General features: G+C 65.0%; 32 protein-coding genes. 16 read left to right on the top strand and 16 right to left on the bottom strand.

Annotated elements, in window-relative coordinates; all coding sequences use genetic code 11:
* Positions 1-13: 13 nt before the first annotated feature.
* Positions 14-187, top strand: a complete 174-nt coding sequence (locus PZ895_RS08560; RefSeq protein WP_275838601.1) for a hypothetical protein — start codon at positions 14-16, stop codon at positions 185-187.
* Between the two features lie 62 nt (positions 188-249).
* Positions 250-1,281: a DUF1176 domain-containing protein gene (locus PZ895_RS08555; protein ID WP_275838600.1), complete on the top strand. Its 1,032-nt coding sequence runs from the start codon at positions 250-252 to the stop codon at positions 1,279-1,281.
* Here the strand turns inward: PZ895_RS08555 and PZ895_RS08550 are convergent, their stop codons facing one another.
* Genes PZ895_RS08550 through PZ895_RS08515 form a run of 8 tightly spaced genes read right to left on the bottom strand, consistent with a single transcriptional unit; the run spans position 1,282 to position 7,907 of the window.
* Positions 1,282-1,698 (bottom strand): DUF1330 domain-containing protein, encoded by a 417-nt coding sequence (locus PZ895_RS08550; protein WP_275838599.1) that lies wholly within the window; start codon positions 1,696-1,698, stop codon positions 1,282-1,284.
* A 23-nt stretch (positions 1,699-1,721) separates the two neighbouring features.
* The gene (locus PZ895_RS08545) at positions 1,722-2,588 is read right to left on the bottom strand and encodes an alpha/beta hydrolase (protein WP_275838598.1); all 867 of its coding nucleotides are present in this window, start codon (positions 2,586-2,588) and stop codon (positions 1,722-1,724) included.
* Entirely contained in the window at positions 2,585-4,201 is a 1,617-nt protein-coding gene (locus tag PZ895_RS08540; RefSeq protein WP_275838597.1) for a molybdopterin-binding/glycosyltransferase family 2 protein, read from the bottom strand. Before PZ895_RS08540 ends, PZ895_RS08545 begins: the two co-directional genes overlap by 4 nt.
* Complete coding sequence (locus tag PZ895_RS08535) at positions 4,198-4,902, bottom strand: XdhC family protein (protein WP_275838596.1); 705 nt, start codon at positions 4,900-4,902, stop codon at positions 4,198-4,200. The genes PZ895_RS08540 and PZ895_RS08535 overlap by 4 nt, the downstream gene beginning before the upstream one ends.
* 2 nt (positions 4,903-4,904) lie before the next feature.
* Positions 4,905-5,240 carry an XdhC family protein gene (locus PZ895_RS08530; RefSeq protein ID WP_275838595.1) on the bottom strand — a complete coding sequence of 112 codons (336 nt, stop codon included), beginning with the start codon at positions 5,238-5,240 and terminating at the stop codon, positions 4,905-4,907.
* Positions 5,241-5,266: 26 nt separating this feature from the next.
* On the bottom strand, positions 5,267-6,499 hold the full coding sequence (locus PZ895_RS08525; RefSeq protein WP_275838594.1) for a VWA domain-containing protein: 1,233 nt from the start codon (positions 6,497-6,499) through the stop codon (positions 5,267-5,269).
* Positions 6,500-6,501: 2 nt separating this feature from the next.
* Positions 6,502-7,431, bottom strand: a complete 930-nt coding sequence (locus PZ895_RS08520; RefSeq protein ID WP_275838593.1) for a MoxR family ATPase — start codon at positions 7,429-7,431, stop codon at positions 6,502-6,504.
* A 20-nt stretch (positions 7,432-7,451) separates the two neighbouring features.
* Entirely contained in the window at positions 7,452-7,907 is a 456-nt protein-coding gene (locus PZ895_RS08515) for a flavin reductase (RefSeq protein WP_275838912.1), read from the bottom strand.
* Between the two features lie 191 nt (positions 7,908-8,098).
* Between PZ895_RS08515 and PZ895_RS08510 the strand changes: the two genes are divergently transcribed.
* The 4 genes from PZ895_RS08510 (at position 8,099) to purB (ending at position 12,237) form a co-directional block, all read left to right on the top strand.
* Positions 8,099-9,124 (top strand): ABC transporter substrate-binding protein, encoded by a 1,026-nt coding sequence (locus tag PZ895_RS08510; RefSeq protein WP_275838592.1) that lies wholly within the window; start codon positions 8,099-8,101, stop codon positions 9,122-9,124.
* Positions 9,124-10,134 carry a P1 family peptidase gene (locus PZ895_RS08505; protein ID WP_275838591.1) on the top strand — a complete coding sequence of 337 codons (1,011 nt, stop codon included), beginning with the start codon at positions 9,124-9,126 and terminating at the stop codon, positions 10,132-10,134. The genes PZ895_RS08510 and PZ895_RS08505 overlap by 1 nt, the downstream gene beginning before the upstream one ends.
* Positions 10,135-10,143: 9 nt before the next feature.
* Positions 10,144-10,860 (top strand): DUF2259 domain-containing protein, encoded by a 717-nt coding sequence (locus PZ895_RS08500; protein ID WP_275838590.1) that lies wholly within the window; start codon positions 10,144-10,146, stop codon positions 10,858-10,860.
* Between the two features lie 69 nt (positions 10,861-10,929).
* The gene (gene purB / locus PZ895_RS08495; RefSeq protein ID WP_275838589.1) at positions 10,930-12,237 is read left to right on the top strand and encodes an adenylosuccinate lyase; all 1,308 of its coding nucleotides are present in this window, start codon (positions 10,930-10,932) and stop codon (positions 12,235-12,237) included.
* Between the two features lie 2 nt (positions 12,238-12,239).
* Here the strand turns inward: purB and PZ895_RS08490 are convergent, their stop codons facing one another.
* The 3 genes from PZ895_RS08490 to PZ895_RS08480 all read right to left on the bottom strand — a co-directional run bounded on the left by PZ895_RS08490 (position 12,240) and on the right by PZ895_RS08480 (position 13,951).
* The gene (locus tag PZ895_RS08490; RefSeq protein ID WP_275838588.1) at positions 12,240-12,545 is read right to left on the bottom strand and encodes a hypothetical protein; all 306 of its coding nucleotides are present in this window, start codon (positions 12,543-12,545) and stop codon (positions 12,240-12,242) included.
* Complete coding sequence (locus tag PZ895_RS08485; protein WP_275838587.1) at positions 12,542-12,970, bottom strand: hypothetical protein; 429 nt, start codon at positions 12,968-12,970, stop codon at positions 12,542-12,544. The genes PZ895_RS08490 and PZ895_RS08485 overlap by 4 nt, the downstream gene beginning before the upstream one ends.
* A 177-nt stretch (positions 12,971-13,147) precedes the next feature.
* Positions 13,148-13,951: a VOC family protein gene (locus tag PZ895_RS08480; protein ID WP_275838586.1), complete on the bottom strand. Its 804-nt coding sequence runs from the start codon at positions 13,949-13,951 to the stop codon at positions 13,148-13,150.
* 153 nt (positions 13,952-14,104) lie between these two features.
* Between PZ895_RS08480 and PZ895_RS08475 the strand changes: the two genes are divergently transcribed.
* Positions 14,105-14,659, top strand: coding sequence for an alpha/beta hydrolase (locus PZ895_RS08475; RefSeq protein WP_275838585.1), 555 nt, complete (start codon positions 14,105-14,107; stop codon positions 14,657-14,659).
* On the opposite strand, the gene PZ895_RS08470 is transcribed toward PZ895_RS08475, so the two are convergent.
* Entirely contained in the window at positions 14,649-15,410 is a 762-nt protein-coding gene (locus tag PZ895_RS08470; protein WP_275838584.1) for an aldolase/citrate lyase family protein, read from the bottom strand. The two genes, PZ895_RS08475 and PZ895_RS08470, sit on opposite strands and share 11 nt — an antisense overlap.
* Positions 15,407-15,724, bottom strand: coding sequence for a DUF1476 domain-containing protein (locus PZ895_RS08465; RefSeq protein WP_275838583.1), 318 nt, complete (start codon positions 15,722-15,724; stop codon positions 15,407-15,409). The genes PZ895_RS08470 and PZ895_RS08465 overlap by 4 nt, the downstream gene beginning before the upstream one ends.
* A gap of 268 nt (positions 15,725-15,992) precedes the next feature.
* Here PZ895_RS08465 and purC point away from each other — a divergent pair, with 268 nt between their 5' ends.
* The 9 genes from purC to PZ895_RS08420 all read left to right on the top strand — a co-directional run bounded on the left by purC (position 15,993) and on the right by PZ895_RS08420 (position 22,644).
* The gene (gene purC / locus PZ895_RS08460) at positions 15,993-16,784 is read left to right on the top strand and encodes a phosphoribosylaminoimidazolesuccinocarboxamide synthase (protein WP_275838582.1); all 792 of its coding nucleotides are present in this window, start codon (positions 15,993-15,995) and stop codon (positions 16,782-16,784) included.
* A gap of 16 nt (positions 16,785-16,800) precedes the next feature.
* Positions 16,801-17,043, top strand: a complete 243-nt coding sequence (gene purS / locus PZ895_RS08455; RefSeq protein WP_275838581.1) for a phosphoribosylformylglycinamidine synthase subunit PurS — start codon at positions 16,801-16,803, stop codon at positions 17,041-17,043.
* Between the two features lie 18 nt (positions 17,044-17,061).
* Complete coding sequence (locus PZ895_RS08450) at positions 17,062-17,316, top strand: hypothetical protein (RefSeq protein WP_275838580.1); 255 nt, start codon at positions 17,062-17,064, stop codon at positions 17,314-17,316.
* Complete coding sequence (gene purQ / locus PZ895_RS08445; RefSeq protein ID WP_275838579.1) at positions 17,313-17,981, top strand: phosphoribosylformylglycinamidine synthase subunit PurQ; 669 nt, start codon at positions 17,313-17,315, stop codon at positions 17,979-17,981. The genes PZ895_RS08450 and purQ overlap by 4 nt, the downstream gene beginning before the upstream one ends.
* Positions 17,978-18,385 carry a hypothetical protein gene (locus PZ895_RS08440; RefSeq protein WP_275838578.1) on the top strand — a complete coding sequence of 136 codons (408 nt, stop codon included), beginning with the start codon at positions 17,978-17,980 and terminating at the stop codon, positions 18,383-18,385. The genes purQ and PZ895_RS08440 overlap by 4 nt, the downstream gene beginning before the upstream one ends.
* A gap of 15 nt (positions 18,386-18,400) precedes the next feature.
* Entirely contained in the window at positions 18,401-20,620 is a 2,220-nt protein-coding gene (gene purL, locus PZ895_RS08435; protein ID WP_275838577.1) for a phosphoribosylformylglycinamidine synthase subunit PurL, read from the top strand.
* A 12-nt stretch (positions 20,621-20,632) separates the two neighbouring features.
* Positions 20,633-20,866, top strand: a complete 234-nt coding sequence (locus PZ895_RS08430; protein ID WP_275838576.1) for a BolA family transcriptional regulator — start codon at positions 20,633-20,635, stop codon at positions 20,864-20,866.
* Between the two features lie 81 nt (positions 20,867-20,947).
* Positions 20,948-21,283, top strand: a complete 336-nt coding sequence (grxD, locus tag PZ895_RS08425; RefSeq protein WP_275838575.1) for a Grx4 family monothiol glutaredoxin — start codon at positions 20,948-20,950, stop codon at positions 21,281-21,283.
* Between the two features lie 104 nt (positions 21,284-21,387).
* The gene (locus tag PZ895_RS08420; RefSeq protein ID WP_275838574.1) at positions 21,388-22,644 is read left to right on the top strand and encodes a multidrug effflux MFS transporter; all 1,257 of its coding nucleotides are present in this window, start codon (positions 21,388-21,390) and stop codon (positions 22,642-22,644) included.
* A 3-nt stretch (positions 22,645-22,647) separates the two neighbouring features.
* Here PZ895_RS08420 and ttcA read toward each other — a convergent pair whose 3' ends face one another.
* From ttcA to PZ895_RS08405, 3 genes are all read right to left on the bottom strand, one after another.
* A complete protein-coding gene (gene ttcA, locus PZ895_RS08415) occupies positions 22,648-23,481 on the bottom strand; it encodes a tRNA 2-thiocytidine(32) synthetase TtcA (RefSeq protein WP_275838573.1) in 834 nt (277 codons plus the stop codon).
* Between the two features lie 81 nt (positions 23,482-23,562).
* Complete coding sequence (gene rpsD, locus PZ895_RS08410) at positions 23,563-24,180, bottom strand: 30S ribosomal protein S4 (protein WP_275838572.1); 618 nt, start codon at positions 24,178-24,180, stop codon at positions 23,563-23,565.
* Positions 24,181-24,390: 210 nt separating this feature from the next.
* On the bottom strand, positions 24,391-25,641 hold the full coding sequence (locus tag PZ895_RS08405; RefSeq protein WP_275838571.1) for a DUF445 family protein: 1,251 nt from the start codon (positions 25,639-25,641) through the stop codon (positions 24,391-24,393).
* Positions 25,642-25,679 lie beyond the last annotated feature (38 nt).

The raw sequence follows: 25,679 nt of genomic DNA, 5'->3' as shown, positions 1-25,679 counted from the left end.
TCGGAGACGATCCATGGGCATTTTCACTGAACTCTTCGCCAAGCCGCGGCCGCTTCGCGTCAGCCGGCAATCGCGCGGAATGCTGATCCTCAACGCCATGGACAGCGCGGAACTCTCGGATATCGGCATCAAGCCGGCCGATTTTCCGCAGATCGCCCGCGACATGGCGGCCAAGCGGCGCTTCTAGACATCGCCGCCGATGAGTGGCTGACTTCGCAATCGAAGGGACATGATTCGCGAGGTTGGCCCATGCGCAAATTCGTCTCGATCGGCGTGCCTGTCCTTTTCATGAGCACGGCCGCCCTTGGCCAGACGGCCTTCATCGACGATCGCTCGTCGCCCGAAACCGTCATCCGCTCGCTTTACAATGCGATCGACCGCGATGAATTCGCGCGCGCCTATTCCTATTTCGCCAATCCGCCGGCTGAAAGCGTCGAAGCCTATGCGCAGAGCCTTGCCGACAGCGACACGACCGAAATCATCTTCGGTGTGCCGTCCGAGGAAGGCGCGGCAGGAAGCGTCTATTATCGCCAGCCGCTCGTGCTGCGCTCGGTCGCCGCAGACGGGACCGAAACGGTCCATGCCGGCTGCTACACGCTGAAGGCGCCGAACCCGGCGAATTTCGCGGACGACTATGTGCCGATGACGATCGAGGACAGGGATCTTGCCGTCAGCGAGGCCGAATTCGGCCCGGACGCACTGCCGCGCCAATGCGGCGGGGCGGACCTGCCCGAAACGGACACGGCGCTGCTGGAAGCCGAGCGCGCGTTTGCGGCCAGCTTTGCCAACCGATGCGGCGGCGGCGCCATGGAAGGCATGGAGACCGACCCTCAGGACTTCGAAATCAGCTATCGCTACATGCACGAGACATCGGACGATCCGATGCGCACGGCCCGGCTGTTCCGGTTCTTCTGCAATGGCGGCGCCTACAATATCAGCCATGTCTATCTCATGACCGGCGGAGACGGCCCGGTCGAGCCGGTGTCTTTCGCCGTGCCCGAACTCGACATCCGCTACGAGAACGACGATCTCGAAGGCGCGGTCGAGGACATGACGCAGCTTGGCATGATCACGCGAACCGAACTCGTCAATTCCGACTACGACCCGGACACACAGGCGGTCACGTCGTTCGAAAAATGGCGCGGTGTGGGAGACGCTTCGGCTTCCGGGCGCTGGATCTTCCGCTATGGCGCGTTCTCGCTCGTCTTTTATGAGGTCGATGCGACCTATGACGGCGAAATCAATCCGCAGCAGGTGATCGGCTACGGCGAGACGCCCTGATCAGCCGAAATCATCTCCCGAAGTGCCCGGCTTCAAACGAATGAGCCGGGATGTCAGGACAGCCGCCTGACGGTGAATGACGGCCTTCTGGTAGTTGGGGTCCTTGATCATTTCAACGAAGGCCGCTCCGCTTGGATATTCCGCGATGAAGCATCTGTCCCACCGCTCGTCCGCCGGTCCGATCAGCATCAATCGGAAGTCGCCCGTCCAGGAGATGCGGCCGCCGAGGCGGCGAAAGATCGGGCCACTCTCGCGCCCATAGGACCGATACGCCTCTACGCCGCTGGCCTTGCGCCCATCGGGGTAGTGTGCGTGTTCGCGCAGGCGCACGAGATTGAGCATGTGAATCGGCCCCTCCTCGACAAGCCTTCGAAAGTCGCCGAAGGTCTCGCGCGTCGGGTCGACATAGGCATCCATGATCGAGTCCTTTCCGATAATTATCAACGTTCGCTCATCCAGTTGATCACCGCGCGCCAGTCGGTCATGCGGATCGGCGTGCCGTGGCTGCCCGTCTCGAAACGGACGAAGCGGGCCGGGTAGCCAGGCGCGGCTGCGCGGATGGCGCGAAAGAACGCTTCCTGCCGCTCGACGGGAAAAACGCGGTCGCGGCTGCCATGGCCGAGATAGACGGGAACGCGCGCGCGGAAGGCGGCGCTGTCGAGGAAGCCCTCGTCCCAGTGCGAGCCGAGAAGGAGCAGCCCGCCGAGCCGCGGCGCGAGGTCGCCGTCCTGCGCCAGTTGCCAGCAGATCGCGCCGCCGGCGGAGCCGCAGGCGACGAAGATCGGCGCTTGCGGCGCGGCGTTGGCGTAGGTTTTCAGGAGCGCTGCGACCTGCCCCGCGCCTGTCGTGCCGAAATCGGCGAAGTCGGGCGAGAGGTAGAGACCGCCATTTTGCGCGGCGAGGTTCTTGATGCGGTTGAAATTGCCGCCGAAGGTGAAATCGTCCGCGCCCTGCCTGCGATTGCCGCCCTGGCCGTGGAGATAGGCGACGATGAAGCGGGTGCCCTCGACCTTTCCGACCGCAACATGTGCGACGTTGCCGGCGGGCGTTTGGACGGTTACGTCGCGCTGGGCGCGGCGGACGGAGAGGTCGACATAGGCGGCATGGGCGCGGCGTTCGGGGATCTCGTCGCGGCCGTTGATGTCGCGCATTTCCTGATAATCGACGACGATGCGCGCGCCGTCGTCGCTCGTCTCGATCGTGGCCGGGAGGGCGAAGAGACGGTCCTTCGACGGGGCGAGCAGTTCGGCGGCGGCGGGGAAAAGCGTTGCGGCGAAGATCGCGGTGGCAAGAGCGAGGCGCATCATGCGTCTTCCACGATATTGCCGCCGGCAAGGCGGACGGCGTCCTGCGTGTCGAGATCGAGGCTGGCGGCGGTGCCGAGTTCGACGTCGACGACCGGCAAAGACGCGCCTTCGACGAGATGGCGCGCGCCGGTGTCCCCCTCAATCCTTTCGATCTGTGTGAACAGAGTGCGCGGCAGAAGGACCGGATTGCCGCGCTTGCCGGCATCGGTGGCGCGGATGATGGCCTGGCCGCCCGAGCGGGCAAAGGCGTCGAGCATCGCGTCGATGGCATTCGCGGTGATGCCGGGCATGTCGCCGAGGACGACGAGAAGGCCGTTCACCTCTGGCGGCAAGGCGCGTTCGGCGGCTTTGAGCGAAGTGGAGAGGCCGTCGGCATAGTCGGGATTTTCGACAAACGAGACGTCGAGACCGTCGAGGGCGGTGGCGATGCGCTGGCGCTGGTGGCCGAGGACGATGTGGGTGGCGCCCACGCGGGAGGTCGTGACGGCCTCGGCGACGCGGCGAACCAGCGGAACTCCGCCGAATTGGGCGAGAAGCTTGTTCGGTCCGTGCATCCGGCTGGAACGGCCGGCGGCGAGAATGGCGGCATGGACGGCCGGGCGCGTTGCAGCGGCCGCGGTGTCGCGCGGCTGCGGGCGGACGGGGATTTCCATGAGCAGACCGCCGACGCCCATGGCGGCGATGTCGGCCGCGGTGACGGGAACGCCGGCGATCAGGCGGTCGAGAACCCAGTCGAAGCCGTTCGGCTTGGGGCTGCGGGCGCAGCCGGGCGCGCCGATGATCGTGCGGCCGTCGAGCGAGCCGAGGACGAGGAGGTTGCCGGGATCGACCGGCATTCCGGCCCGCTCGACCGTGCCGCCGGCGCGGCGGATCGCGGCGGGGATGACATCGTCCCAATCGCAGAGCGCCGAGGCGCCGAAGACGAGGACGAGATCGCTTTCCGGGCCGAGTTTGGTGAGGGCGGAGGCCAGAGCTTCGTCTTCGTGCGGCACGCGAAGTTCGGTTTGCAAGCTGCTGTGCGAACGTGAAAGTCGATCGCGGGTGACGCGGGTAGTCTTGTCGAGGACACTTGGTTTGACGCCGGGCAGCATCGTCTGGATGATTGCGACGCGGCGCGGTTGGAAGGCGTGGATGGCGAAGGCTTGGCCGGATCGGGCTGCGGCGGTGGCGGCCTGCAAGGCGGCTTCAGGGGCGGCGAAGGGGATGATCTTGACGGTCGCGACCATCTGGCCTGGCTGGACGACATCGAATGGGGCGAGCGTCGCGATCGTCAGGGCCGGATCGACGCGGTTGATGGCATCGATGATCGCGCGGTCGACGGTGAAGATTCCGGCTTTGCGGGCGTGGATGTTGACGCGGCCGGTCGCCGGGTCGCGGATTTCAACTCCGTCGATAGCGAGCGCTGCGGCAAGGCGGGCGGCGGCTTCGTTTTCGGGGACGTCGCCGGGTTCGAGCACTGCGCCGATGACGGATTCGATACCGGCGATGCGCAGGGCTGCAACGTCAGATGCCGTCAGGCGATGCGCCTTCTTCAGACGCAGGCCGGGCACGGAGAGGGAATGCGCGAGTAGCGCGCCTTCGGCCCGGTCGAGCGTCAGCGGGCCGAACTTCACGCCTCGGCTTCCATCTGGCGGGAAGTGCGGGTGCGCAGGGCGCCGATGATTTCGGCGAGGACGGAAACGGCGATCTCGGCCGGGCTGGCGGCGCCGATGGCAAGGCCGATCGGGGCGCGGATGCGGGCGATGTCGGCCTCGCTCAAACCCGCGGCCTTCAGGCGATCAATGCGCTTGTCGTGCGTCTTGCGGCTGCCGAGCGCGCCGACATAGAAGCAGTTGGCGCGCAGCGCGGCTTCGAGCGGGAAATCGTCGATCTTGGGATCGTGGGTAACGGCGGCGAGCGCGGTGAAGGCGTCGAGCGGGCGGGTCGTGAGCACCCTTTCGGGCCATTCGGCGCTCAAGGCCGTGTCGGGAAACCGCTCGGGGGTGGCGAAGGCGGTGCGGGGATCGATGATTTCCACGTCGAGGCCGACGAGCCGCGCCATGGGGGCGAGCGCCTGGCTGATATGGACCGCGCCGATGACGACGAGCCGCGCGGGCGGGACGTGAACGTTGAGGAAAAGCTGGCGGCCGGCGACTTCGACGCTGCCGGATTTGCCGGAATCGAAAGCGCGGGTGAGTGCGGTGCCGAACTCGCCGTCGCGCGGGTCGGCTTCACGGTGGAGCGTGGCGGCGCCGGTTTCGAGGTCGGTCGCGAGGATCACCGCGCGGCGGGCGGCACGTTCGGCGTTGGCCTGGCTGAGAAGGGTCAGTTCCATGGTCAGGCGACGGGCTCGACATAGACCTTGATGCGGCCGCCGCAGGAAAGGCCGACCTGCCAGGCGGTTTCGTCCGCGACGCCGAATTCCAGCATTTTCGGCGCGCGGGATTCGAGCACGTCGATGGCTTCGCCGACGACGGCGCCTTCGACGCATCCGCCGGAGACGGAGCCTTCGAAATTGCCTTCCGAATCGATGACGAGGTGGCTGCCGACCGGGCGCGGGGCCGAACCCCAGGTCTCGACGACGGTGGCGAGCGCGACCTTGCGGCCTTCGCCGACCCAGCGTTCGGCGAGCGCGAGCGGATCGGTTTCCTGTCCCAGCAGATCAGATGTCATGGCGTCTACCTCCAACCCGGATATGGTCACGCCGCCCTGCCCTTGCCAAGGGCCAGCCATTGGCGCGGGTCGATCGACTGGCGGCTTTTCGTCGACAGCGAGGCCACGAGGTCGCTCAATGCGTCGAGCGAATGGACGGGGCGGAACTCGTCGACATGGTCGAGCATGACGCGAACGCCGCGCGCGCGCGGCTCGAAACCGTCGAAGCGCAGCAGCGGGTTCAGCCAGATCAGGCGGCGGCAGGATTTGTGCAGGCGGTCCATCTCGCGGGCGAGCAGGTCGGTGTCGTCGCGCTCGAGGCCATCGGTGATGAGGAGCACGACGGCGCCCTGCCCCAGAACGCGGCGCGACCAGAGCCGGTTGAACTCGTGCAGCGTCTCGCCAATGCGCGTGCCGCCCGACCAGTCCTTCACGGCGGCGGCGGCCTCAGCCAGCGCCTCGTCGGGATCGCGGTGACGCATCTGGCGGGTTAGGTTCGTCAGGCGCGTGCCGAAGACGAAGGTGTGGACGCGGCTTCGCTTCTCGCTCAGCGCATGAAGAAAATGCAGGAAGATGCGGGAATACTGGCTCATCGAGCCGGAAATGTCAGCCAGGACGACGAGCGGCGGGTGAACGGTGCGCGCGGATTTGAAGCGCGGCAGCATCAGGTCTCCGCCGGTACGCAGCGCCTGGCGCATCATCGCGCGCGGATCGGCCCGGCGTCCACGGGGATCAGGCCGGAAACGCCGTGTCGTCACCTGATCGGCCGGCAGCGTCAGGCGCGCGATGGCGGCGCGGGCGTCGAGGAGTTCACGCGCGGTCATCTGAGCAAAGTCCTTGCCGCGCAGCACTTCATTGCCCGAGACGGAAAAACGGGCGTCGAATTCGATCTCGGGGATTTCCTGCTTGGTCTGGCGGTCGTTCTGGCCAAGCAACGCTTCGGAAACGCGGCTTTCGGCTGGCTTCGGCTTCGATTTTTCCTTCATGTCGGGCGCGACCGGGGAAAACATCGCGATCATCTTCTCGATCAGTTCGCGCGAGCGCCAATAGAGCCGGAACGCCTCGTCGAAGGTGGCGTGGTCCTCGCGCCGGTTCACCAGAACGGCGTGGAGCGTCCAGTAGAATTCCTCGCGCGTGCCGATGCCGGCGGAAAGAACCGCCTCGATCGCATCCTTGACGGCGGCCGGGCCGACGCGCATTCCCGCCTTGCGCAAGGTGCGCGCGAAATAGACGATGTTGTCGGCGATCCGGCCCTCGGCATTGCTGCGCGCCGCGTTCATGTCTATTCGGCCGCCGCCAGTTCGGACTTGACCTCGTCGAGAATGCGCCGCCCCTCGCCCTGGCCGATGCGGGCGATGTCGTCCTGATATTTCAGGAGAACGCCGATCGTGTCGGAAACGGTTTCGGGGTCGAGCGCGACCTTGTCGAGCTCGGTCAGCGCGCTTGCCCAGTCGATCGTCTCGGCGACGCCGGGGACCTTGAAAAGGTCCATCTTCCGCAGGCGCTGGATGAAGGCGACGACTTCGGCTGACAGGCGCTCATTGGCCTGCGGCACCTTGCGGGCGACGATCTCCAATTCGCGCTCGGCGGTCGGATAGTCGACCCAGTGGTAGAGGCAGCGGCGCTTCAGCGCGTCGTGAATTTCGCGCGTCCGGTTGGTCGTGATGATGACGATCGGCGGCTCCTTGGCCTCGATCGTGCCGAGTTCGGGAACAGTGACCTGAAAGTCGGAGAGGATTTCGAGCAGGAACGCCTCGAAAGCCTCGTCGGTGCGGTCGAGTTCGTCGATCAGGAACACGGGGGCGGAGCCCGCCTCGCCCGACAACGCGTCGAGGACCGGCCGGCGGATCAGATACTTTTCCGAGAAGACGTTGCGCTCCATCGCGTCGCGCTTCACGTCGCCGGCGGCTTCCTCCATGCGGATTTCGATCATCTGGGCGGCGTAGTTCCACTCGTAGACGGCGGAGGAGACGTCGAGCCCCTCATAGCACTGGAGGCGGATGAGGCGGCGGCCGAGGGCGGAGGCGAGCACCTTGGCGATCTCGGTCTTGCCGACGCCGGCCTCGCCTTCGAGAAAGAGCGGCCGGCCCATCTTGAGGCTCAGGAACAGGACCGTCGCCAGCGCGCGGTCGCCGACATAATCGGCGGATTTCAGCATTTCCAGCGTCTCGTCGATCGAAGCGGGAGCGGGACGCGGCAGGGCTGTCGGCATGAGGTCTCCGGTGAAACCGATCAGGTTTCGAGAATGTGGTAGCGGCGATCCTGATAGATCAGCGGTGAAAGACTATCGCCGATGCGGATGCCTGTCACTTCACCGAAAAGTATGCGGTGGGTCGCGACATCCTTGGTTTCGATGATGCGGCAATCAAGCGTGGTCAAGGCGCCGACGAGAACCGGCGCACCCGTTGAAACCGTCTCCCACTCGCCGAGCGCGAAACGATCCTTCTGGCTGAGGCCGGTAAGTCCCGAAAACGCATCGGCCAAGGGGCGATGATCGCTTGCAAGCGTATTGAGCGCGAAGACGCCGTTCTCGGCGAAGACGTCATTGTCCGGCTTCACCCGGCTCAAACAGACGAGCACGGTCGGGGGATTGTCCGAAACCGAGCAGCCGGCGATGATGGTGACGCCGCGCCTGCCCGCGACGCCATCCGTGGTGACGACATGGACCGCGCCTGCAAAGCGGGCCATCGCGTCGCGGTAAAGTCCGGAATCCACTTGTCGCTTGTCGAGCACGGCCGCCCCTTCATCACTAGTCGCGCATATAGGACATCCCGCAGACGCCACCAAGCGCTCGCCCCCGATTAGCCGGTTGCGCGCCCGGCTGCCACCCTTTACCTGTGAACGCAGCCTTCACAGCCCGGCCGGTCCGCAATCAATCGATGCCGCACAGTCTCAAATCCGCTCTTCTTTTCGCTGCCTTGACGCTGGCGAGCGCGCAGGCCGCGGCGCAGGCGCGCATCGGGCTTGCGGTGCCGGGCAGCGAGACGGCGCCGCTGCTCGAAGCGCAGATGCGCGCGGGCGCGCGGGCGGCGAGCGATGCGCTCGATGCCGAACTCGTCGTCGAAACGGATTCCTGCGCGACTGAGGGCGGCGCGGAAGCCGCCCGGCGTTTCGTCGAAAACGAAGTGGAAGCGGTGGTGGGTTTCCTCTGCACCGAGGCCATCGAAGCGGCGCTGCCGATCCTGACGGAGGCGAACATCCCCGTTATCGCGACCGGAATCCGCACCGACAGCCTGACCGACCGGCGCGAGCGCACCGGATGGCAGGTCTTCCGCCTCGGCCCACGCGCCGACGCCGAGCGCGAAGCCGCCGCGCAATATGTGATCGAGAACTGGCGCGGCTCGCTCTTCGCCATCGTCGACGACGGCACGATCTATGGCCGCGAGATCGCCGAGACGGTGCGGATCGCGGCGGAAGAATCGGGGCTCGTCCCGGTGTTCATCGATACGTTCCGGCCGCAACTCGACAACCAGATCGGGCTGGTCGGGCGGCTGCGGCGCTCGGGCGCGACGCATGTCTTCGTCGGCGGCGACCGCGAGGACATCGCGATCATGGCGCGCGATGCCGCGGGCCTCGACTACGAGTTGACCATCGCCGGCGGCGAAGCCTTGCGCGCGAGCGCCGAGACGCCGCTTGCCGAAGGGATTGTGATGATCGCGGCGACGCAATGGGAAGATGCGGTCGCCCCCGACCCCGAGGCGCCGGCCGAGGAACGGGGCTATTTCCTTCCGACCCATGCCGCCGTGGAGATCGCCGTCGCGGCATCGCGGATGGGCGGCGCGATCGGCGACGGACGATTCGAGACGATCATCGGACCCGTCGAATTCGACGAGAAGGGCGACATGGACGGCGAACTCTATCGCAATTACCGCTTCGACGGTTCCAGCTTCGGTCCGGTGGACTGATGGCGTTCAGGACCGGACCGCGCAATCTCATCACCGACGTGGCGGGGCTGTCCGTCGGCAATGTCCATGACGAAAGACTGCGCTCGGGAGTCAGTGTCGTGCTGTGCGAGACGCCGGCGGTTGCGAGTTGCCAGGTGTTCGGCGGTGCGCCGGGCACGCGCGAGACGGACCTGCTCGAACCGCACAACACGGTCGAAACCGTGCATGGGATCGTGCTGTCGGGCGGATCGGCGTTCGGGCTCGATGCGGCATCGGGCGTGCAGGCTGCGCTGCGCGAGCGCGGCGTCGGTTTTGCCGTGCGCGGGTTCAACGTGCCGATCGTGCCGGCGGCGATCCTGTTCGACCTTGCCAATGGAGGCGACAAGGACTGGGGGCGCTATCCGCCCTACCGCGAACTCGGCTTCGAGGCCGTGGCAGTGGCGTCGGGCGAATTTGCCATCGGCAGCGCGGGCGCCGGCTTTGGCGCGCTGACGGCGGGACTGAAGGGTGGGCTCGGATCGGCATCGACGGTTCTGCCGAGCGGCATCACCATCGGCGCTTTGGTCGCGGTCAATCCGGTCGGATCGGTGACGGTCGGGCGCAGCCGGCATTTCTGGGCGGCGCCGTTCGAGATCGACGACGAGTTCGGCGGGCACGGCCTGCCCGCGCCGCTGCCGGCCGACGCCCAGGAGGTGCTGGTCAAGTTCCGCGATCCGGTTCCGGCTGTCGCCAGCACCACGATCGCGGTGATCGCGACGGATGCGGCGCTGACCAAGGCCGCCGCCAAGCGGTTCGCGATCTCGGCACATGACGGTTTCGCGCGCGCGATCTGGCCGGCGCATACGGCCTATGACGGCGACCTCGTCTTTTCGCTGGCGACGGGGCGCAACGCGGCAAGACTCGATCCTTCGACGGAGATGGATTTCCACGCCGCCGCCGCCGCGACCATGGCGCGGGCCATCGCGCGGGGCGTTCATGCCGCAAGTGCCGTCGCAGGTGATATCGTGCCGGCCTGGTCGTCACGCCTATAGGAGACGCCGATGCGTTCGATGATTGCCGCCCTTGCCCTGCTCGCTGCCGATCCGGCCGTCGCCGGCGACGCGGCACAGCTCGAAATCCTCGGTTTCAGCGCGGACGGGTCGATTTTCGCCTTCGAGGAATACGGCATCCAGGACGGCTCGGGTTTTGCCTATGCCAACCGCTATTACATCGAGACGGCAACCGACAGCTTCGTCGCCGGAACGCCGATCCGGGTGCGGATCGACGAGGAGATGTCGGCCATCGACGATGCGCGGGACGAGGCCCGCGAACAGGGGCAGGCGATCGTCGACGACGCGGTCTTGCGCGCGAACCGGGGCATCACCGCCGGGTTCAACGCCATCTCGGAACATTCGGCCGATCCGCTGCGCATGGAGGTCAATCCGCGGCTCGTCTTCCCGCCGATCGACGCGCCGCTGGAAATCCGGCTCGAGGAAATCGGACTCATGCCGCCGGAACTGTGCGAGGGGCTGACGCAGCGCCATGTCGGTTTCCGACTGTTGCGCATCTCGCATGATCCCGACATCGCGACGGAATTGCTGCACGAGGACGAGCGGGTGCCCGAAAGCCGGGGCTGCACGGATGGCTACCGGATCGGCGCGATCCAGACCTTCTTTCCCGATGGCGCCGATCCGGTCTATGCGGTGATGATCGCGGTGCGCCGTTTCGGCTTCGAGGGACCAGATCATCGCTGGATCGCGGTGCCCGGAAAACTATAGAACGTTGAGCGCTCGCACCCTGTCTGTTAGGGAGCGGGCCAAAGCCTCCCAAACGTCAGGACGAGACGCATGATCCCGCGCTATTCGCGGCCCGAAATGGTCGCCATCTGGTCTCCGGAAACGAAGTTCCGCATCTGGTTCGAGATCGAGGCCCATGCCTGCGACGCGCTGGCCGAAATCGGCGTGATCCCGAAGGAGGCGGCGCGCAACATCTGGGACAAGGGCGGCTCTGCGACCTTCGACGTCGAGCGCATCGACGAGATCGAGCGCGAGACCAGGCACGACGTCATCGCCTTCCTGACCCATCTGGCCGAGTTCATCGGACCGGATTCGCGCTTCGTCCATCAGGGCATGACCTCATCGGACGTGCTGGACACGACGCTGAACATCCAGCTCGTGCGCGCGGCGGACCTGCTGCTCACCGACATTGACCGCGTGCTGGCGGCGCTCAAGAAACGGGCGTTCGAGCACAAGAACGACGTGCGGATCGGACGTAGCCACGGCATACATGCCGAACCGACGACGATGGGGCTGACCTTCGCGCGCTTCCACGCCGAGATGGCACGCGGGCGTGAGCGGCTCGTCGCGGCGCGGGCGGAAATCGCCACCGGCGCGATTTCGGGTGCCGTCGGCACCTTCGCCAATATCGACCCGAGCGTGGAGGAACATGTCTGCGCCAAACTCGGCCTGAAGCCCGAGCCGATCTCGACGCAAATCATTCCGCGCGACCGCCATGCGATGTTCTTCGCCACGCTCGGCGTCATCGCCTCGTCGATGGAAAACATCGCAACGGAAATCCGGCACATGCAGCGTACCGAGGTTCTGGAGGCGGAGGAATTCTTCGCGCCCGGCCAGAAAGGCTCGTCGGCCATGCCGCACAAGCGCAATCCGGTGCTGACCGAAAACCTGACCGGCCTTGCGCGGCTCGTGCGCATGTCGGTGACGCCGGCGCTGGAGAACGTGACGCTCTGGCACGAGCGCGACATCAGCCATTCGAGCGTCGAACGGGCCATCGGCCCCGACACGACGATCACGCTCGATTTTGCGCTGAACCGGCTTGCCGGGGTCGTCGAGAAGCTGGTCATCTATCCCGACACCATGCTGGCGAACATGAACAAGTTCCGCGGGCTGGTGATGAGCCAGCGCGTTCTGCTGGCGCTGACGCAGGCGGGGGTCAGCCGTGAGGATTCCTATCGTCTGGTCCAGCGCAACGCGATGCGCGTTTGGGAACAGGGCGCGGACTTCCTCGAAGAACTGCTAAAAGATGCAGATGTGCGCGCGGCCCTATCGGAAGAGGATATCCGGGAAAAGTTCGACCTCGGCTATCATACCAAGCATGTCGACACGATCTTCCGCAGGGTGTTCGGCGAAAGCTGAGCCTACCAGAACATGCGTGCGACGTAGCGATTGAGATGAAGTTCGTCGCCAATCCAGATCAGGGCGGCGATGGCGACCAAGACCAGCGCGATCGTGCCGAGAGCGCTCAGGCCGGACTCGAAGCGTGAACTTCGTGCCGGGCTGGCGTTGTCCGCCCTCTTGCCAGATGCGGCAAAGGCGGCCGGAGCCCCCATGGCAGGCGCCATTGCGCCCGGTGCAATCGCGAGGCGGTCGAGCTTTTCCAGCATCAGCGCCTGCGTGCGTTCGATACGCATGAGCCGCAGTTCGAGGTCTTCGCGATCACTCATCCGATGATCCCGATTGCAAACAGCGTGGCCGCAATCATCCCCGCGCCCGCCAGAAGCGGTGAGCGCCATTTGCGTCCGGCATTCTTCGTGGCGTGGGCCGGCCCGATTGTCTGCGGTTCAAGAGCAGCCCCAACCGGAGGGACGGAAGGGCCGAGCGACGACGGATAGACGGACGGAAGGATGATCGGATCGCTGTCATTGCTGCCGCGCCTGACCATCAAGTCGCGCGCGACAAGTGCGCGCTCGAGACTGGCGACCTGATCCTCAAGCAGATCGAGGCGATTGTGGATCGCGGCCAGTGTCGCGTTGCCGTTCCCGTCGTGATCGGTTTCGATTTGCATCATGACCGTTCCTTTCGCCGAATGGCTTAACGCAAGCCAACCAAATGAAAGTTGAACGGCCGTGTCACCAATAAATTCCGCCATTCGACCACTCACGTCCTTGTGATCGGGCGAAAGGATCGACGGGCTGGAACCTGAAGGCGGTCCGCGCATTATTGTCGCATAGCTGCAACGGACCCCCTCACCGGTGCGGCGAGATGAGAAGACCCCTCCAGTAAGAGGTCCGCGTTTCCCCTGACGCGGACTTCTTCGCGTTGGAGGCTACGCGCCCCTCACACGAATTTCCGTCCCCCACGGATCGCGCAGCGTGCGCGTGGCGTGATCGCGCGAGGCCAGTTCGACATAGGAGAGCCCGGAGCGATCGGGATCGCGTGGACCTGCGTCGGCGCTCGCCCAACTGTTGGCGCCAATGTGGTGGTGGTAGCCGCCCGAGGCGAGGAACAGCGCCTGCGAACCGTAGCGTGCCATGGTTTCGAGGCCGAGTTCGGAATGCCACCAGTCTTCGGCCACTTTCGGATCGCCGACGCGCAGATGGACGTGGCCGATGACAGTCGCCTCGGGCGCGCCATGCCAGACCGGCGTGGAAGCGTCGATTTCGCCCAGAAGGCCATCGATATTCAGGCGCTCCGTCGCCATCGCGATGTCGCCGCCATTCCTCGTCCACGTCTCCTTGGGCCGGTCGGCGTAGATCTCGATGCCGTTCCCCTCAGGGTCGTTCAGATACAGCGCCTCGCTGACGAGATGGTCGGACGCACCGGTGACCGCAATGCCGCTCTCGCCGGCATGGCGAACCCAGCGCGCGAGGTCCTTACGGGTCGGCAGCAGGAAGGCCGTGTGGAAAAGACCGGCGCTGCGCGGATCGTCCGGCTTTGCTGACGGGGCGTTTTCGATCTCCATCAGTTCGCGGCCGTTAACGCCAAGCAGGATGGCCCCGTCGCGACGGGCGAGTTCCGAAAGGCCGAGCAATTGCGTGTAGAATGCCGAAAGCGCTTCGGCGTCGCGGGCCTTGAGGCCAACCTTGGAAATGTGGGTCGGCGTGGTCGCCGAGAATGGCAGTTCGGTCATGATGATCTCCTTGGCGGATGGCTCCGCAGATACCGCAAAGATCGTATCCGCCATTGTTCAACGCAATTTCATTTTCGACGACACGTTGTTCGCAATTACGGAACAGTACGACCGAGGTTGCGCCCGGCGGCGGCGCTCGCTACATGGCCGGCCATGAAAGCCAAAGACGCCGACATCCTCATCATCCCAGGCTACACCAATTCGGGGCCGGATCACTGGCAGACGCGCTGGGAGGAAAAACTTTCAAGCGCGCGCCGGGTCGAGCAGACCGAATGGTCGAAGCCGGTTCTGGTGGATTGGAAAAACAATCTCGTCGAGGCCGTCAACGCCGCGCAAAAACCGGTGGTCCTGGTCGCGCATTCGCTGGGCGTGGCGACCGCGGTGCAGGCCGTGCCGGAATTCCGCAACAAGATTGCCGGCGCCTTCTTCGTCGCGCCGCCGGACGTCGCCAATCCGAACGTGCGGCCGAGGCACCTGATGACCTTCGGCCCCTATCCGCGCGACCCGCTGCCCTTCCCTTCGATCACGGTGGCGAGCCGGAACGACCCGTTCTGCGCGTTCGACGTGGCGGAGGACATCGCCGGCGCCTGGGGTTCGCTCTTCATCGACGCGGGCGAACGCGGCCACATCAACGCCGAATCCGGCCACGGACCATGGCCGGAAGGCACACTGACCTTCGCCAAGTTCGTCTCGAACCTCACTCCATAGCAGCGTCCAGCAGCGCTTTCGCGCCCATTGCGATATAGCGCTGGTCGGAGCCGAGCGCGATGAGCCGGTAGCCCATGCGGCGGTAGCTCGGGGCAAGCTTCGGGTCGACCAGATAGATCGCCGCAAGCTTGCCGGCATCAGCCGCGCGGCGGGCGATGTCCTCGAGCGTCGCAACCATCTCGGGCAGCGCCGGATCGACCGCCCTGCCCTCGGTCCATGCGATCGAAAAATCGGACGGGCCGACGAAGACGCCGTCGATGCCCGGCACTGCGAGGATGCCGTCGAGCGCATCTAGCGCCTGGCGGGTCTCGATCATCGCCAGCGAAAGCGTCGCCTCGTTCTGACCCTCAAGCCAGGCAGCCGAATCGGCCGTCCCGTGGCGCGGCATCGCGAAGACCGGGCCCCAGGAGCGGGAGCCGAGCGGCGGATACTTCATCGACCGGGCGAAAGCACTGGCATCCTCGACCGAATTGACCATCGGCGCGATCACGGCCTCCGCTCCGAAATCGAGAGCGCGGCTGGCCATGTCGAAGCGGCCGACCGGAATGCGCACAATCGCGTGCTTCTGCGCCGAGATGACCGGGGCAAGGCCGCGCAGGACGCTGTCCTCGTGGTGGCCGCCATGCTGCATGTCGAGCGTGACCGCGCCGAAACCGGTCGCAGCGACGGCCTCGACCGTCACGGCATCGGGGATGCCCGACCAGGCGGTGAAGACGGTTTCGCCGGCCCGAAGGTTCGCGGCGAGGCTCACGAAGCCTCGATCTGGCGGACGGCGGTGGCGAGAAGCTCTTCCATGGTGCGGCGGATCTGATGATCGGACTGATGCACGCCGCCTTCATCGAAATCCTTGCGGATCTTGCGGAAGACGTCGTGATCGCCCGCTTCCTCGAAATCGGACGCGACCACCTCGCGCGCATAGGCGTCAGCCTCGTCGCCGCTCTTGCCCAGCTTTTCGGCCGCCCACAAACCGAGAAGCTTGTTGCGGCGCGCCATGGCCTTGAACTTCAGTTCCTCGTCATGGGCGAACTTGCGCTCGAACCCTTCTTCGCGATCCTTCAAGCTCATCGGCCAACCTCATCATCAACTGCGATTTCGTGCCCTTGCGGCAGCGGCCACGATATCCATGCCCGCCAGTCCCAATATGGCGGCAAGAAACGCGGTGCGAAAGAGCCAATCGGCCGCTATGCGCTCGCCTGTGGGCGCGGTCATTTGGTGATTGAGCCCAGGGGTCACATGCGCTAGAGAGCGGGCAAGTTCAGTAACCTTCCGCAATTCCTGCGGATGACAGGCTGCCGGGCCCTATCCGTTCCGGCCACCGAGACCAGAGACCGCCATGAACCGTCGCCGCCGCATCTACGAAGGCAAGGCCAAGATTCTCTATGAAGGCCCCGAGCCCGGCACGCTGATCCAGTTCTTCAAGGACGACGCCACCGCCTTCAACAAGAAGAAGCATGAAGTGGTCGACGGCAAGGGCGTGCTCAACAACCGCATCTCCGAGCACATCTTCACCCATCTCAACCGGATGGGCATTCCGACCCATTTCATCCGCCGCCTGAACATGCGCGAGCAGTTGATCAAGGAAGTCGAGATCATCCCGCTCGAAGTCGTGGTGCGCAACGTCGCCGCCGGCTCGCTCGCCAAGCGCCTCGGCATCGAGGAAGGCACCGTCCTGCCGCGCTCGATCATCGAATTCTACTACAAGGCCGACGCGCTCGACGACCCGATGGTCTCCGAAGAGCACGTCACCGCCTTCGGCTGGGCCGCGCCGCAGGAACTCGACGACATCATGGCGCTCGCCATCCGCGTCAACGACTTTCTCTCCGGTCTCTTCCTTGGCGTCGGCATCCAGCTCGTCGACTTCAAGATCGAATGCGGCCGCCTCTACGAGGGCGACATGATGCGCATCGTCGTCGCCGACGAGATCTCGCCGGATTCGTGCCGGCTGTGGGATGTGGCGACGCAGGACAAGCTCGACAAGGACCGTTTCCGCCGCGACATGGGCGGCCTCGTCGAAGCCTATCAGGAAGTCGCCCGCCGCCTCGGCATCATGAACGAGAACGAGCCGCCCCGCCCGTCCGGCCCGGTGCTCGTCACGTCGGGCAACGGCAAGGGCAAGCCGCACTAATTTTCAGGAGTTGGCAGTGATCAAGGCGCGCGTGACCGTCACGCTGAAGAACGGCGTTCTGGACCCGCAGGGCAAGGCCATCGAAGGCGCGCTCGGCACGCTCGGCTTTAATGGCGTCGGCCATGTGCGGCAGGGCAAGGTGTTCGACATCGAGCTCGAAAGCGCCGACCGCGCCAAGGCCGAAGCCGACCTGAAAGCCATGTGCGACAAGCTTCTGGCGAACACGGTGATTGAGAACTACACTGTCAGCATAACCTGAGGTTGTGCGGAGGCACGGATGTCCGAATCCTCGAATGAGCTGATGTATGAACTTCTCAAGAAGATCCATCATCGCATGGACAAGCTTGAGAACTCCCTCGGCGAGATCAAGCACGAGATCGTCGCGGTGAGGCCTCAGGCATTGAGCACCCAGACCGACATCAACAACATCTATTCGGTGAACGCGCGAATAGATCAGCGCCTCGAGCGCATAGAGCATCGTCTTGAGCTTCGCGAATTCGCCGAACCCCACGCGCCCTACGAGCCGAAATGAAATCAGCCGTCATCCTCCTCCCCGGCCTCAATCGCGACCGTGACATGATCGCGGCGCTGACCAAGATCGGCGGCAAGGCGCCGGTCACGGTCTGGCAGACCGACACCGAAATTCCCGACGTCGACCTGATCGTCATTCCCGGCGGCTTTTCCTATGGCGACTATCTGCGCTGCGGCGCGATCGCCGCGCGGATGCCGGTGATGCGGGCCGTGGCCGAGAAGGCCACGAAGGGCGTCACGGTGATGGGGGTCTGCAACGGCTTTCAGATCCTGCTCGAGGCCGGTCTCCTGCCCGGCGCGCTGATGCGCAACGCCTCGCTGAAGTTCGTCTGCCGCGAAGTGAAGCTCGAAGTCGCCAATGCCGGGACGCGGTTTACCGATCGCTATGCGCAAGGCCAGTTGATCCGCTGCCCGATCGCGCATCATGACGGCAATTATTTCGCCGACGAGGCGACGCTGGCGCGCATCGAAGGCGAAGGCCAGGTCGCGTTCCGCTATGCCGAGGGCACCAATCCGAACGGCTCGCTCAACGACATAGCCGGCATCGTCAACGGCGCAGGCAACGTGCTCGGCATGATGCCGCATCCCGAAAACCTGATCGAGGACGCGCATGGCGGCAGCGACGGGCGCGCGCTGTTCGAGGCTGCGCTCGGGCGTGCAGCGTGAAGGCTCGGCTCGTCGCGCTGGGGATCGCGCTCGCACTGGCCGGCTGCCGCAGTTCGGCACCTGAACCGGAAGTCGCATCGCAACCGGGCGACGCCTCGGCGCTCTCGACCATGGAGCGCGTCGCGGTCGCCGCGCAGCGTTGCTGGTTCCGGGCTGGCGATCCGCGATTCGCGGGGCTGATCATGTCGCCCGAACTGACTTCGCATTCGGGAAAGCCGCGCATTCTCGCCGTGCCGCAGGGCAATATCGGCGGCCTGCCGAAGCTCGTCGTCGAGGCGTCCGGAAGCCCGGCCCGTCTCAATGCCTTCGGACCGCTGATGGATGGCGGCGTTGAGGCGACCCGCATTTCGTCCGACGTCACCCGCTGGGCGTCGGGCGGCACCACCTGCTCCCGCCCAGCCTGACGGAGACTGATCCGCGTGACCCTTTCGAACACGATCCCGATCACCGACGAACTGGTCGCTTCGCACGGCCTCAAGCCGGACGAATACCAGCGCATTCTCGACCTGATCGGGCGCGAGCCGAGCTTCACCGAACTCGGCATCTTCTCGGCGATGTGGAACGAGCACTGCTCGTACAAGTCCTCCAAGAAGTGGCTCAAGACGCTGCCGACCTCGGGTCCGAGGGTCATCCAGGGGCCGGGGGAGAATGCCGGCGTGGTCGATATCGGCGACGGGCAGGCCGTGGTCTTCAAGATGGAGAGCCACAACCACCCCTCCTATATCGAGCCCTATCAGGGCGCGGCGACGGGCGTCGGCGGTATCTTGCGGGACGTCTTCACCATGGGCGCGCGGCCGGTGGCGGCGATGAACGCGCTGCGCTTCGGCGTGCCGGATCATCCGAAGACGAAGCATCTCGTGGCGGGCGTGGTCGCGGGCGTCGGCGGCTACGGCAATTCCTTCGGCGTGCCGACGGTGGGCGGCGAGGTCGAGTTCGACGCCAGCTACAACGGCAACTGCCTCGTCAACGCATTTGCGGCCGGGCTTGCCGACACCGACAAGATCTTCCTGTCGCAGGCCAAGGGCGTCGGCCTGCCGGTGGTCTATCTCGGCGCCAAGACAGGACGCGACGGCGTCGGCGGCGCGACGATGGCCTCGGCCGAGTTCGACGACGACATCGAGGAAAAGCGCCCGACCGTGCAGGTCGGCGATCCGTTCACCGAAAAGTGCCTGCTCGAAGCCTGTCTCGAACTGATGAAGACGGGCGCGGTCATCGCGATCCAGGACATGGGCGCGGCGGGGCTGACCTGCTCGGCCGTCGAGATGGGCGCCAAGGGCGATCTTGGCATCGAACTCGACCTCGATGCCGTTCCGGTGCGCGAGGAGCGCATGTCGGCTTACGAGATGATGCTTTCGGAAAGCCAGGAGCGGATGCTCATGGTGCTGCGCCCCGAAAAGGAAAAAGAGGCTGAGGCGATCTTCCGCAAATGGGGGCTCGACTTCGCCATCGTCGGCAAGACGACGGACGATCTGCGTTTTCGCGTCATCCATCAGGGCGAGGAAGTCGCCAATCTGCCGATCAAGGAACTGGGCGACCAGGCGCCGGAATATGACCGGCCGTGGGTGGAAAGCCCGAAGGCCGCCCTGCCCGACTTTTCCGTCCTGCCCGCGATCGACCCGGCGGATGCGCTGCTGAAGCTGATCAGTTCGCCGAATCTTTCGTCGCGGCGCTGGGTCTGGGAGCAATACGACACGCTGATCCAAGGCAACTCGCTGCAACGGCCGGGCGGCGACGCCGGTGTGGTGCGCGTCGAGGGGCATGAGACCAAGGCGCTCGCTTTCTCGTCGGACGTGACGCCGCGCTATGTCGAGGCCGATCCGTTCGAAGGCGGCAAGCAGGCGGTTGCCGAATGCTGGCGAAACCTTTGCGCGACCGGCGCGCTGCCGCTGGCGGCGACGGACAATCTGAATTTCGGCAACCCGGAGCGCCCGGAAATCATGGGCCAGCTTGTCGGAGCCATCAAAGGCATCGGCGAAGCCTGCCGCGCGCTCGACTTCCCGATCGTCTCGGGCAACGTGTCGCTCTACAACGAGACCAACGGCAAGGCGATCATGCCGACCCCGACCATAGGCGGCGTCGGGCTCATCGACGACTGGTCGAAAATGGCGCGCATCGGTTTTGCCGCCGAGGGCGATGCGATCCTGCTCGTCTGCAAATCAAACATGTGGGGCACCCATCTGGCGCAGTCCGCCTATATGCGCGATCTGCACGGGCGTCGCGACGGACCGCCGCCGCCGGTCGATCTCGTCCATGAGCGCAAGGCCGGCGAATTCGTGCGCGATGCCATCCATGACGGCCGCATCACCGCCTGCCACGACCTTTCCGACGGCGGCCTTGCCGTGGCGGTCGCCGAGATGGCAATGGCCTCCGGCATCGGGGCGGCGATCAGCCTGCCCATGCCGACCGATCCGGCACCGGTCCTCTTCGGCGAAGACCAGGGCCGCTATCTGATGACAGTGCCGCGGGCCGACAAGCAGCTTTTGCGCGAGGTCATCGACGAAGGGGCGGCGCGCGGGCTGGTCGTCGCCTGGATCGGCGAGACGGGCGGCACCGAATTGAAACTGCCCGGCACGCGTGCCATATCCGTGAAGGACCTTTCGTCTCGTCACGAAGCATGGTTCCCGGGTTTCATGGACTGAAGGCAGGCAGCAATGGCAATGGACGCGCACGACATCGAACGCATGATCAAGGAAGCGATTCCCGATGCGAAAGTGACGATCCGCGACCTGGCCGGCGACGGCGATCACTATGCCGCCGAAGTCGTGGCGGAGAGCTTTCGCGGCAAGAGCCGGGTGCAGCAGCACCAGATGGTCTACAACGCATTGCAGGGAAACATGGGCGGGGTGCTGCACGCGCTGGCGTTGCAGACTAGCGTGCCGGAGTAGGCAAACTCGACAGGCCGGTTTCCATCGCCTATATCGGGTGCAAACGAATTATCGGCGGCTCGCCCGCCAAGGATTGAAGACATGACCGCGATCAGCCAGTTCATCGACAGCGAAGTGAAGAGCAACGACGTCGTTCTGTTCATGAAGGGAACGCCGGGCTTTCCGCAATGTGGCTTCTCGGGCCAGGTGGTGCAGATTCTCGATTATCTCGGCGTCGACTACAAGGGCGTCAACATCCTGACCTCGGACGAATTGCGCCAGGGAATCAAGGAATATTCCAATTGGCCGACGATCCCCCAGCTCTACGTGAAGGGCGAATTCGTCGGCGGCTGCGACATCATCCGCGAGATGTTTCAGGCAGGCGAACTTCAGACCTTCCTGGGCGAAAAGGGCGTTTCCGCCAAGGGTGCCGCCTGAAGCAATTTCCGCGGCCTCCCCGCCGCAAGCAAAATCAAGCCCCGACGATGCGCCGGCCCCGCCCGGCGCATTTTCGTCTGGGCGGCATCACTGGATCAATCCGCATGGACCAGCCTCGTTCCCATGTCGCGCTGCCGACGAGTTTTCCGCTCGGCCGCAACGAGCTGATCGCGCTTGCCGCCGCGCTGATGGCGCTCAATGCGCTGGCGATCGACATCATGCTGCCGGGCCTCCAGGAAATCGGTGCCAGCCTTGGCGAGAGCGACGAGAACCGCCGGCAGTTCGTCATCACCGCCTATGTGACCGGGTTCGGCTTCGCGCAATTGCTTTTCGGTCCGCTCTCCGACCGGTTCGGCCGGCGCGCGCCGCTGATCGTCGGACTGTTCATCTATGTCGGCGCAGCCTTTGCCTGCGCCTTCGCACCCTCCTTCGAGACGCTGCTTCTCATGCGCTTCGTGCAGGGCCTCGGGGCGGCGGCGACGCGCGTCATCGCGATCTCGCTCGTCCGCGACATCTTCGGTGGGCGGGCCATGGCCGAGGTCATGTCGCTCGTCTTCATGGTGTTCATGGTCGTACCGGTCATCGCGCCGGGCGTCGGGCAAGTCGTCATGCTGTTCGGCGACTGGCCCATGATCTTTCTGTTCATGGGAACGACTTCGGCCTGCGTGCTGGTCTGGACGTCGATGCGCCTGCCCGAGACGCTGAAGCCGGAACATCGCCGCCCGTTCACCGTGCGCGTGATCGCCGATGGGTTTCGCATCGTGCTGACCAACCGGGTGTCGATCTGCTACACGGCGGCCTTCACCTGCATCTTCGGCGCGCTGTTCGGTTTCATCAATTCCGCGCAGCAGGTCTATATCGGCATCTATGGCGTCGGCGCGTGGTTCCCGGTTCTGTTCGCCATCGTGGCCGGACTGATGGCCGTTTCGTCCTATCTGAACTCGCGTCTCGTCGGCCGGTTCGGAATGCGAAAGCTCGCCCATGGCGCGCTGATCGGCTTCATCGGCGTAACCACGATCAGCTTCTTATGGTCGCTGACCGGCACCGTCCCGCTCTGGGCGTTCACGGTTTTGTTCGCGCTCGCGATGATGCAGTTTTCGTGGATCGGATCGAACTTCAATTCGCTCGCCATGGAGCCGCTCGGCCACGTCGCCGGCACGGCCTCGTCCGTGCAGGGATTCCTGCAAACGGTGGGCGGCGGCATTCTCGGCGCGATGATCGGGCAGGCATTCGACGGCACGGTGACGCCGCTGGCGGCAGGGTATTTCTTCGCCGGTCTCGGCGCGCTGGGAATGGTGTTGCTGGCGGAGCGGGGCAAGCTCTTGCAAGCACAGCATGAGGCGCCGGTGCGGCGCCACTGATTTTCAGAGCGCCTGGAAATCGAAGAGCTTCGTGTCGAGGAGATGGGACGGGCGCACATTGGCCAGCGCACGGATCATCGCTTCCTTGCGGCCGGGCATCCGGCGCTCCATCTCGGCGATCATTTCCTTCATGGCGTTTCGCTGAAGGCCAGCCTGGCTGCCGCACAGATCGCACGGAATGATCGGAAAGCGCATGGCTTCGGCGAATCTGGCGAGGTCCGCTTCGGCGCAATAGGCGAGCGGGCGCAGGACCATCAGGTCGCCGTCGTCGTTCAGGAGCTTGGGCGGCATGGCGGCGAGGCGGGCGCCGTGGAAGAGGTTCAGGAAGAACGTTTCCAGAATGTCCTCGCGATGATGGCCGAGGACGAGCGCCGAACACCCCTCCTCCCGCGCAATGCGGTAGAGATTGCCGCGGCGAAGGCGCGAGCAGAGCGCGCAGTAGGTCGCGTTTTCCGGCACCTTTTCCGTGACGATCGAATAAGTGTCGCGATATTCGATGCGGTGGGCGATGCCGTGCCGTGACAGGTAGTCCGGCAGGATGTGTTTCGGGAAATTCGGCTGGCCCTGGTCCAGATTGCAGGCAAGGAGTTCGACGGGAAGCAGGCCGCGCCACTGAAGATCGAGCAGGATCGCCAGAAGGCCGTAGGAATCCTTGCCGCCGGACAGCGCGACCAGCCATTTTTCGCCCGGCCTGACCATGGCGAAATCGTCGAGCGCCTGGCGCGTGGAACGCAAAAGGCGCTTGCGCAGCTTGTTGAACTCGACCGAACGCGGCGCATCCGCCATCAAGGGCGGAATGGTCCGCGCGTCGTCGTCTTCGGGCTGGTGGAGCGTCATCGTCGCGTTAGACCAAAGCGGGAGCCAAAAATAAAGGCCGCGTCGAAACGCGGCCCATCTAGATTCGATGATCGAAACCGATCAGCGCGAGTAGAACTCGACGACCAGGTTCGGTTCCATCTGGACGGCGAACGGAACGTCGGCCAGGCCCGGAACGCGGTTGTAGGTCGCGACCATCTTCGAGTGATCGACTTCCAGATAGTCCGGAATGTCACGCTCGGCGAGTTGGACCGATTCAAGGACGACGACGAGCTGCTTCGACTTCTCGCGCACTTCGATCACGTCGCCCGGACGGCAGCGGAAGGAGCCGATGTTGGTGCGGCGGCCGTTGACGTTGACGTGGCCGTGGTTGACGAACTGGCGGGCGGCGAAGATCGTCGGCGCGAACTTGGCACGGTAGACGATCGCGTCCAGGCGCGACTCGAGCAGGCCGATCAGATTGTCCGGCGTATCGCCCTTGCGACGGTCGGCTTCCTCGTAGGTCTTGCGGAACTGCTTCTCGGAGATGTCGCCGTAATGGCCCTTGAGCTTCTGCTTGGCACGGAGTTGCAGGCCGAAGTCGGACAGCTTGCCCTTGCGGCGCTGGCCGTGCTGGCCGGGGCCGTATTCGCGCTTGTTGACCGGGGACTTCGGACGGCCCCAGATGTTTTCGCCCAAACGGCGGTCGAGCTTGTACTTTGCGGATTGGCGCTTGCTCATCGCATTCCCTTTCAAACAATTGCACCCGGATGCTCGCGCACCGGGCGAAGGAAACGCGCCCTCCTCTGGCCTCCGTTTTCGGAGCCTGACAGGACATCTCACGCAATGCGATGAAGATGCCCACGGGACACGTCAAATGAAACACCGCGCATTGCGGCGCGGCGTTGGGTGCTCTCTAGGCCAAGGGCGCGGCCCTGTCAATGCCGCGCATCAGCCGAAGATCAGGCCCTCGCCGACATGAAGGGCGAGCCCGGCGAGGCCGCCGATGATCATGCCGTTGAAGCGGATATATTGCAGGTCGCGGCCGATGTTGAGTTCGATGAGGCGCGTGGTCTGCGCGATGTCCCATGCCTTGACCTGTTCGGCGATGAAGACCGCGACGCCGGATTTCTGTTTCTCGACGAAGGAGGAAAGCGCGACGACGAAGCCGGCATTCATGTCGGCGCGGATGTCCGGGTCGTCGGCAAGACGGCGGCCGATCTCGACAAACATCGAGGCGAGATGTGTGCGGATGATGGAAGTGTCGCTCTCTGCATCCTCGCGCAGGAAGGCGGCAAGGTTCTTCCAGATCTCGTCGGCGAGCGTGGCGAGTTCGGGGCGGGCGAGAAGGTTCGCCTTGATCCGCTCGGCGCGGGCGACATAGGCCGGGTCGGACTTCAGATCCTCGATGAAGCGCAGCGCGAAGGCGTCGAACTCCTGCCGGAGCGGGTGATCGGGGTCGCTGCCGGCTTCCTCCATCAGGCGGCCGGCCGAGGTGACGATCTTGCTCAGAAGGTAGGCGTCAGCGCGGAAGATGTTGGCAAGCGTCGGCAGTTCGGCGCGGATACGCTCGCGCATGACGCCCAGCGTTTTTTCGTCGTTGAGGATGCCTCCGAGGACGTGGATGAGGCCATCGAAAAGCCGCTGATGGCGGCGCTCGGCGGTGACGGCGGAGAGAAGTTCGGCCGCGACGGGCGCGATGTCGATCTCCTCGAGGCGCTCGACGACGCGTTTGCCGAGAAAACCGCGCAGGTTCGAGTTCTCGAGCGCGGCGAGCGCCTGCGGCGTCATGCGCGTGACGAAGCCGGCGAGGTCGTCCGCATGGCGGCGCTCGCCCAGCCAATCGGCGACGAGGCGGGCGAAGTCGACCTCCTGGAGTTTGGACCGAACGGCCTTTTCGGTGAGGAAGTTCGTCTCGATGAAGCGGCCGAGATTGTCGGCGATACGGCCCTTGTTGTCCGGAATGATCGCCGTGTGCGGAATCGGCAGGCCGAGAGGACGGCGGAACAGGGCCACCACCGCATACCAGTCGGCAATGCCGCCAATCGCGGCGGCCTCGGCAAAGGCGGCGACATAGACGAGGCCCGGATAGTCGGCCTGAAATGCACGGGCGGCGAGGAAGACCGCGACGCACATGACCAGCGCGGATGTCGCGACAGCCTTGGTGCGCCGCAGAGCCCGCGCCTTGTCGTCGTCGCTCAACCTCGCGATCTCAGCGCGAGCGATATCCCGATTCAGGT

The sequence above is a fragment of the Mesorhizobium sp. YIM 152430 genome, assembly GCF_029210365.1.
In the GTDB taxonomy this organism is placed as follows: domain Bacteria; phylum Pseudomonadota; class Alphaproteobacteria; order Rhizobiales; family Rhizobiaceae; genus Aliihoeflea.
The sequence above is the reverse complement of the archived record's forward strand: the minus strand, read 5'-3'. Positions and strand labels throughout refer to the sequence as shown.

What these genes read in the sequence shown, in the direction of transcription:
- PZ895_RS08560 (WP_275838601.1), top strand. Translation starts at nt 14, where the DNA reads ATGGGCATTTTCACTGAACTCTTCGCCAAGCCGCGGCCGCTTCGCGTC.
- PZ895_RS08555 (WP_275838600.1), top strand. Translation starts at nt 250, where the DNA reads ATGCGCAAATTCGTCTCGATCGGCGTGCCTGTCCTTTTCATGAGCACG.
- PZ895_RS08550 (WP_275838599.1), bottom strand. Translation starts at nt 1,698, where the DNA reads ATGGATGCCTATGTCGACCCGACGCGCGAGACCTTCGGCGACTTTCGA.
- PZ895_RS08545 (WP_275838598.1), bottom strand. Translation starts at nt 2,588, where the DNA reads ATGATGCGCCTCGCTCTTGCCACCGCGATCTTCGCCGCAACGCTTTTC.
- PZ895_RS08535 (WP_275838596.1), bottom strand. Translation starts at nt 4,902, where the DNA reads ATGGAACTGACCCTTCTCAGCCAGGCCAACGCCGAACGTGCCGCCCGC.
- PZ895_RS08530 (WP_275838595.1), bottom strand. Translation starts at nt 5,240, where the DNA reads ATGACATCTGATCTGCTGGGACAGGAAACCGATCCGCTCGCGCTCGCC.
- PZ895_RS08525 (WP_275838594.1), bottom strand. Translation starts at nt 6,499, where the DNA reads ATGAACGCGGCGCGCAGCAATGCCGAGGGCCGGATCGCCGACAACATC.
- PZ895_RS08520 (WP_275838593.1), bottom strand. Translation starts at nt 7,431, where the DNA reads ATGCCGACAGCCCTGCCGCGTCCCGCTCCCGCTTCGATCGACGAGACG.
- PZ895_RS08515 (WP_275838912.1), bottom strand. Translation starts at nt 7,907, where the DNA reads ATGGCCCGCTTTGCAGGCGCGGTCCATGTCGTCACCACGGATGGCGTC.
- PZ895_RS08510 (WP_275838592.1), top strand. Translation starts at nt 8,099, where the DNA reads ATGCCGCACAGTCTCAAATCCGCTCTTCTTTTCGCTGCCTTGACGCTG.
- PZ895_RS08505 (WP_275838591.1), top strand. Translation starts at nt 9,124, where the DNA reads ATGGCGTTCAGGACCGGACCGCGCAATCTCATCACCGACGTGGCGGGG.
- PZ895_RS08500 (WP_275838590.1), top strand. Translation starts at nt 10,144, where the DNA reads ATGCGTTCGATGATTGCCGCCCTTGCCCTGCTCGCTGCCGATCCGGCC.
- purB (WP_275838589.1), top strand. Translation starts at nt 10,930, where the DNA reads ATGATCCCGCGCTATTCGCGGCCCGAAATGGTCGCCATCTGGTCTCCG.
- PZ895_RS08490 (WP_275838588.1), bottom strand. Translation starts at nt 12,545, where the DNA reads ATGAGTGATCGCGAAGACCTCGAACTGCGGCTCATGCGTATCGAACGC.
- PZ895_RS08485 (WP_275838587.1), bottom strand. Translation starts at nt 12,970, where the DNA reads ATGGCGGAATTTATTGGTGACACGGCCGTTCAACTTTCATTTGGTTGG.
- PZ895_RS08480 (WP_275838586.1), bottom strand. Translation starts at nt 13,951, where the DNA reads ATGACCGAACTGCCATTCTCGGCGACCACGCCGACCCACATTTCCAAG.
- PZ895_RS08475 (WP_275838585.1), top strand. Translation starts at nt 14,105, where the DNA reads ATGAAAGCCAAAGACGCCGACATCCTCATCATCCCAGGCTACACCAAT.
- PZ895_RS08465 (WP_275838583.1), bottom strand. Translation starts at nt 15,724, where the DNA reads ATGAGCTTGAAGGATCGCGAAGAAGGGTTCGAGCGCAAGTTCGCCCAT.
- purC (WP_275838582.1), top strand. Translation starts at nt 15,993, where the DNA reads ATGAACCGTCGCCGCCGCATCTACGAAGGCAAGGCCAAGATTCTCTAT.
- PZ895_RS08450 (WP_275838580.1), top strand. Translation starts at nt 17,062, where the DNA reads ATGTCCGAATCCTCGAATGAGCTGATGTATGAACTTCTCAAGAAGATC.
- purQ (WP_275838579.1), top strand. Translation starts at nt 17,313, where the DNA reads ATGAAATCAGCCGTCATCCTCCTCCCCGGCCTCAATCGCGACCGTGAC.
- PZ895_RS08430 (WP_275838576.1), top strand. Translation starts at nt 20,633, where the DNA reads ATGGCAATGGACGCGCACGACATCGAACGCATGATCAAGGAAGCGATT.
- grxD (WP_275838575.1), top strand. Translation starts at nt 20,948, where the DNA reads ATGACCGCGATCAGCCAGTTCATCGACAGCGAAGTGAAGAGCAACGAC.
- PZ895_RS08420 (WP_275838574.1), top strand. Translation starts at nt 21,388, where the DNA reads ATGGACCAGCCTCGTTCCCATGTCGCGCTGCCGACGAGTTTTCCGCTC.
- ttcA (WP_275838573.1), bottom strand. Translation starts at nt 23,481, where the DNA reads ATGACGCTCCACCAGCCCGAAGACGACGACGCGCGGACCATTCCGCCC.
- rpsD (WP_275838572.1), bottom strand. Translation starts at nt 24,180, where the DNA reads ATGAGCAAGCGCCAATCCGCAAAGTACAAGCTCGACCGCCGTTTGGGC.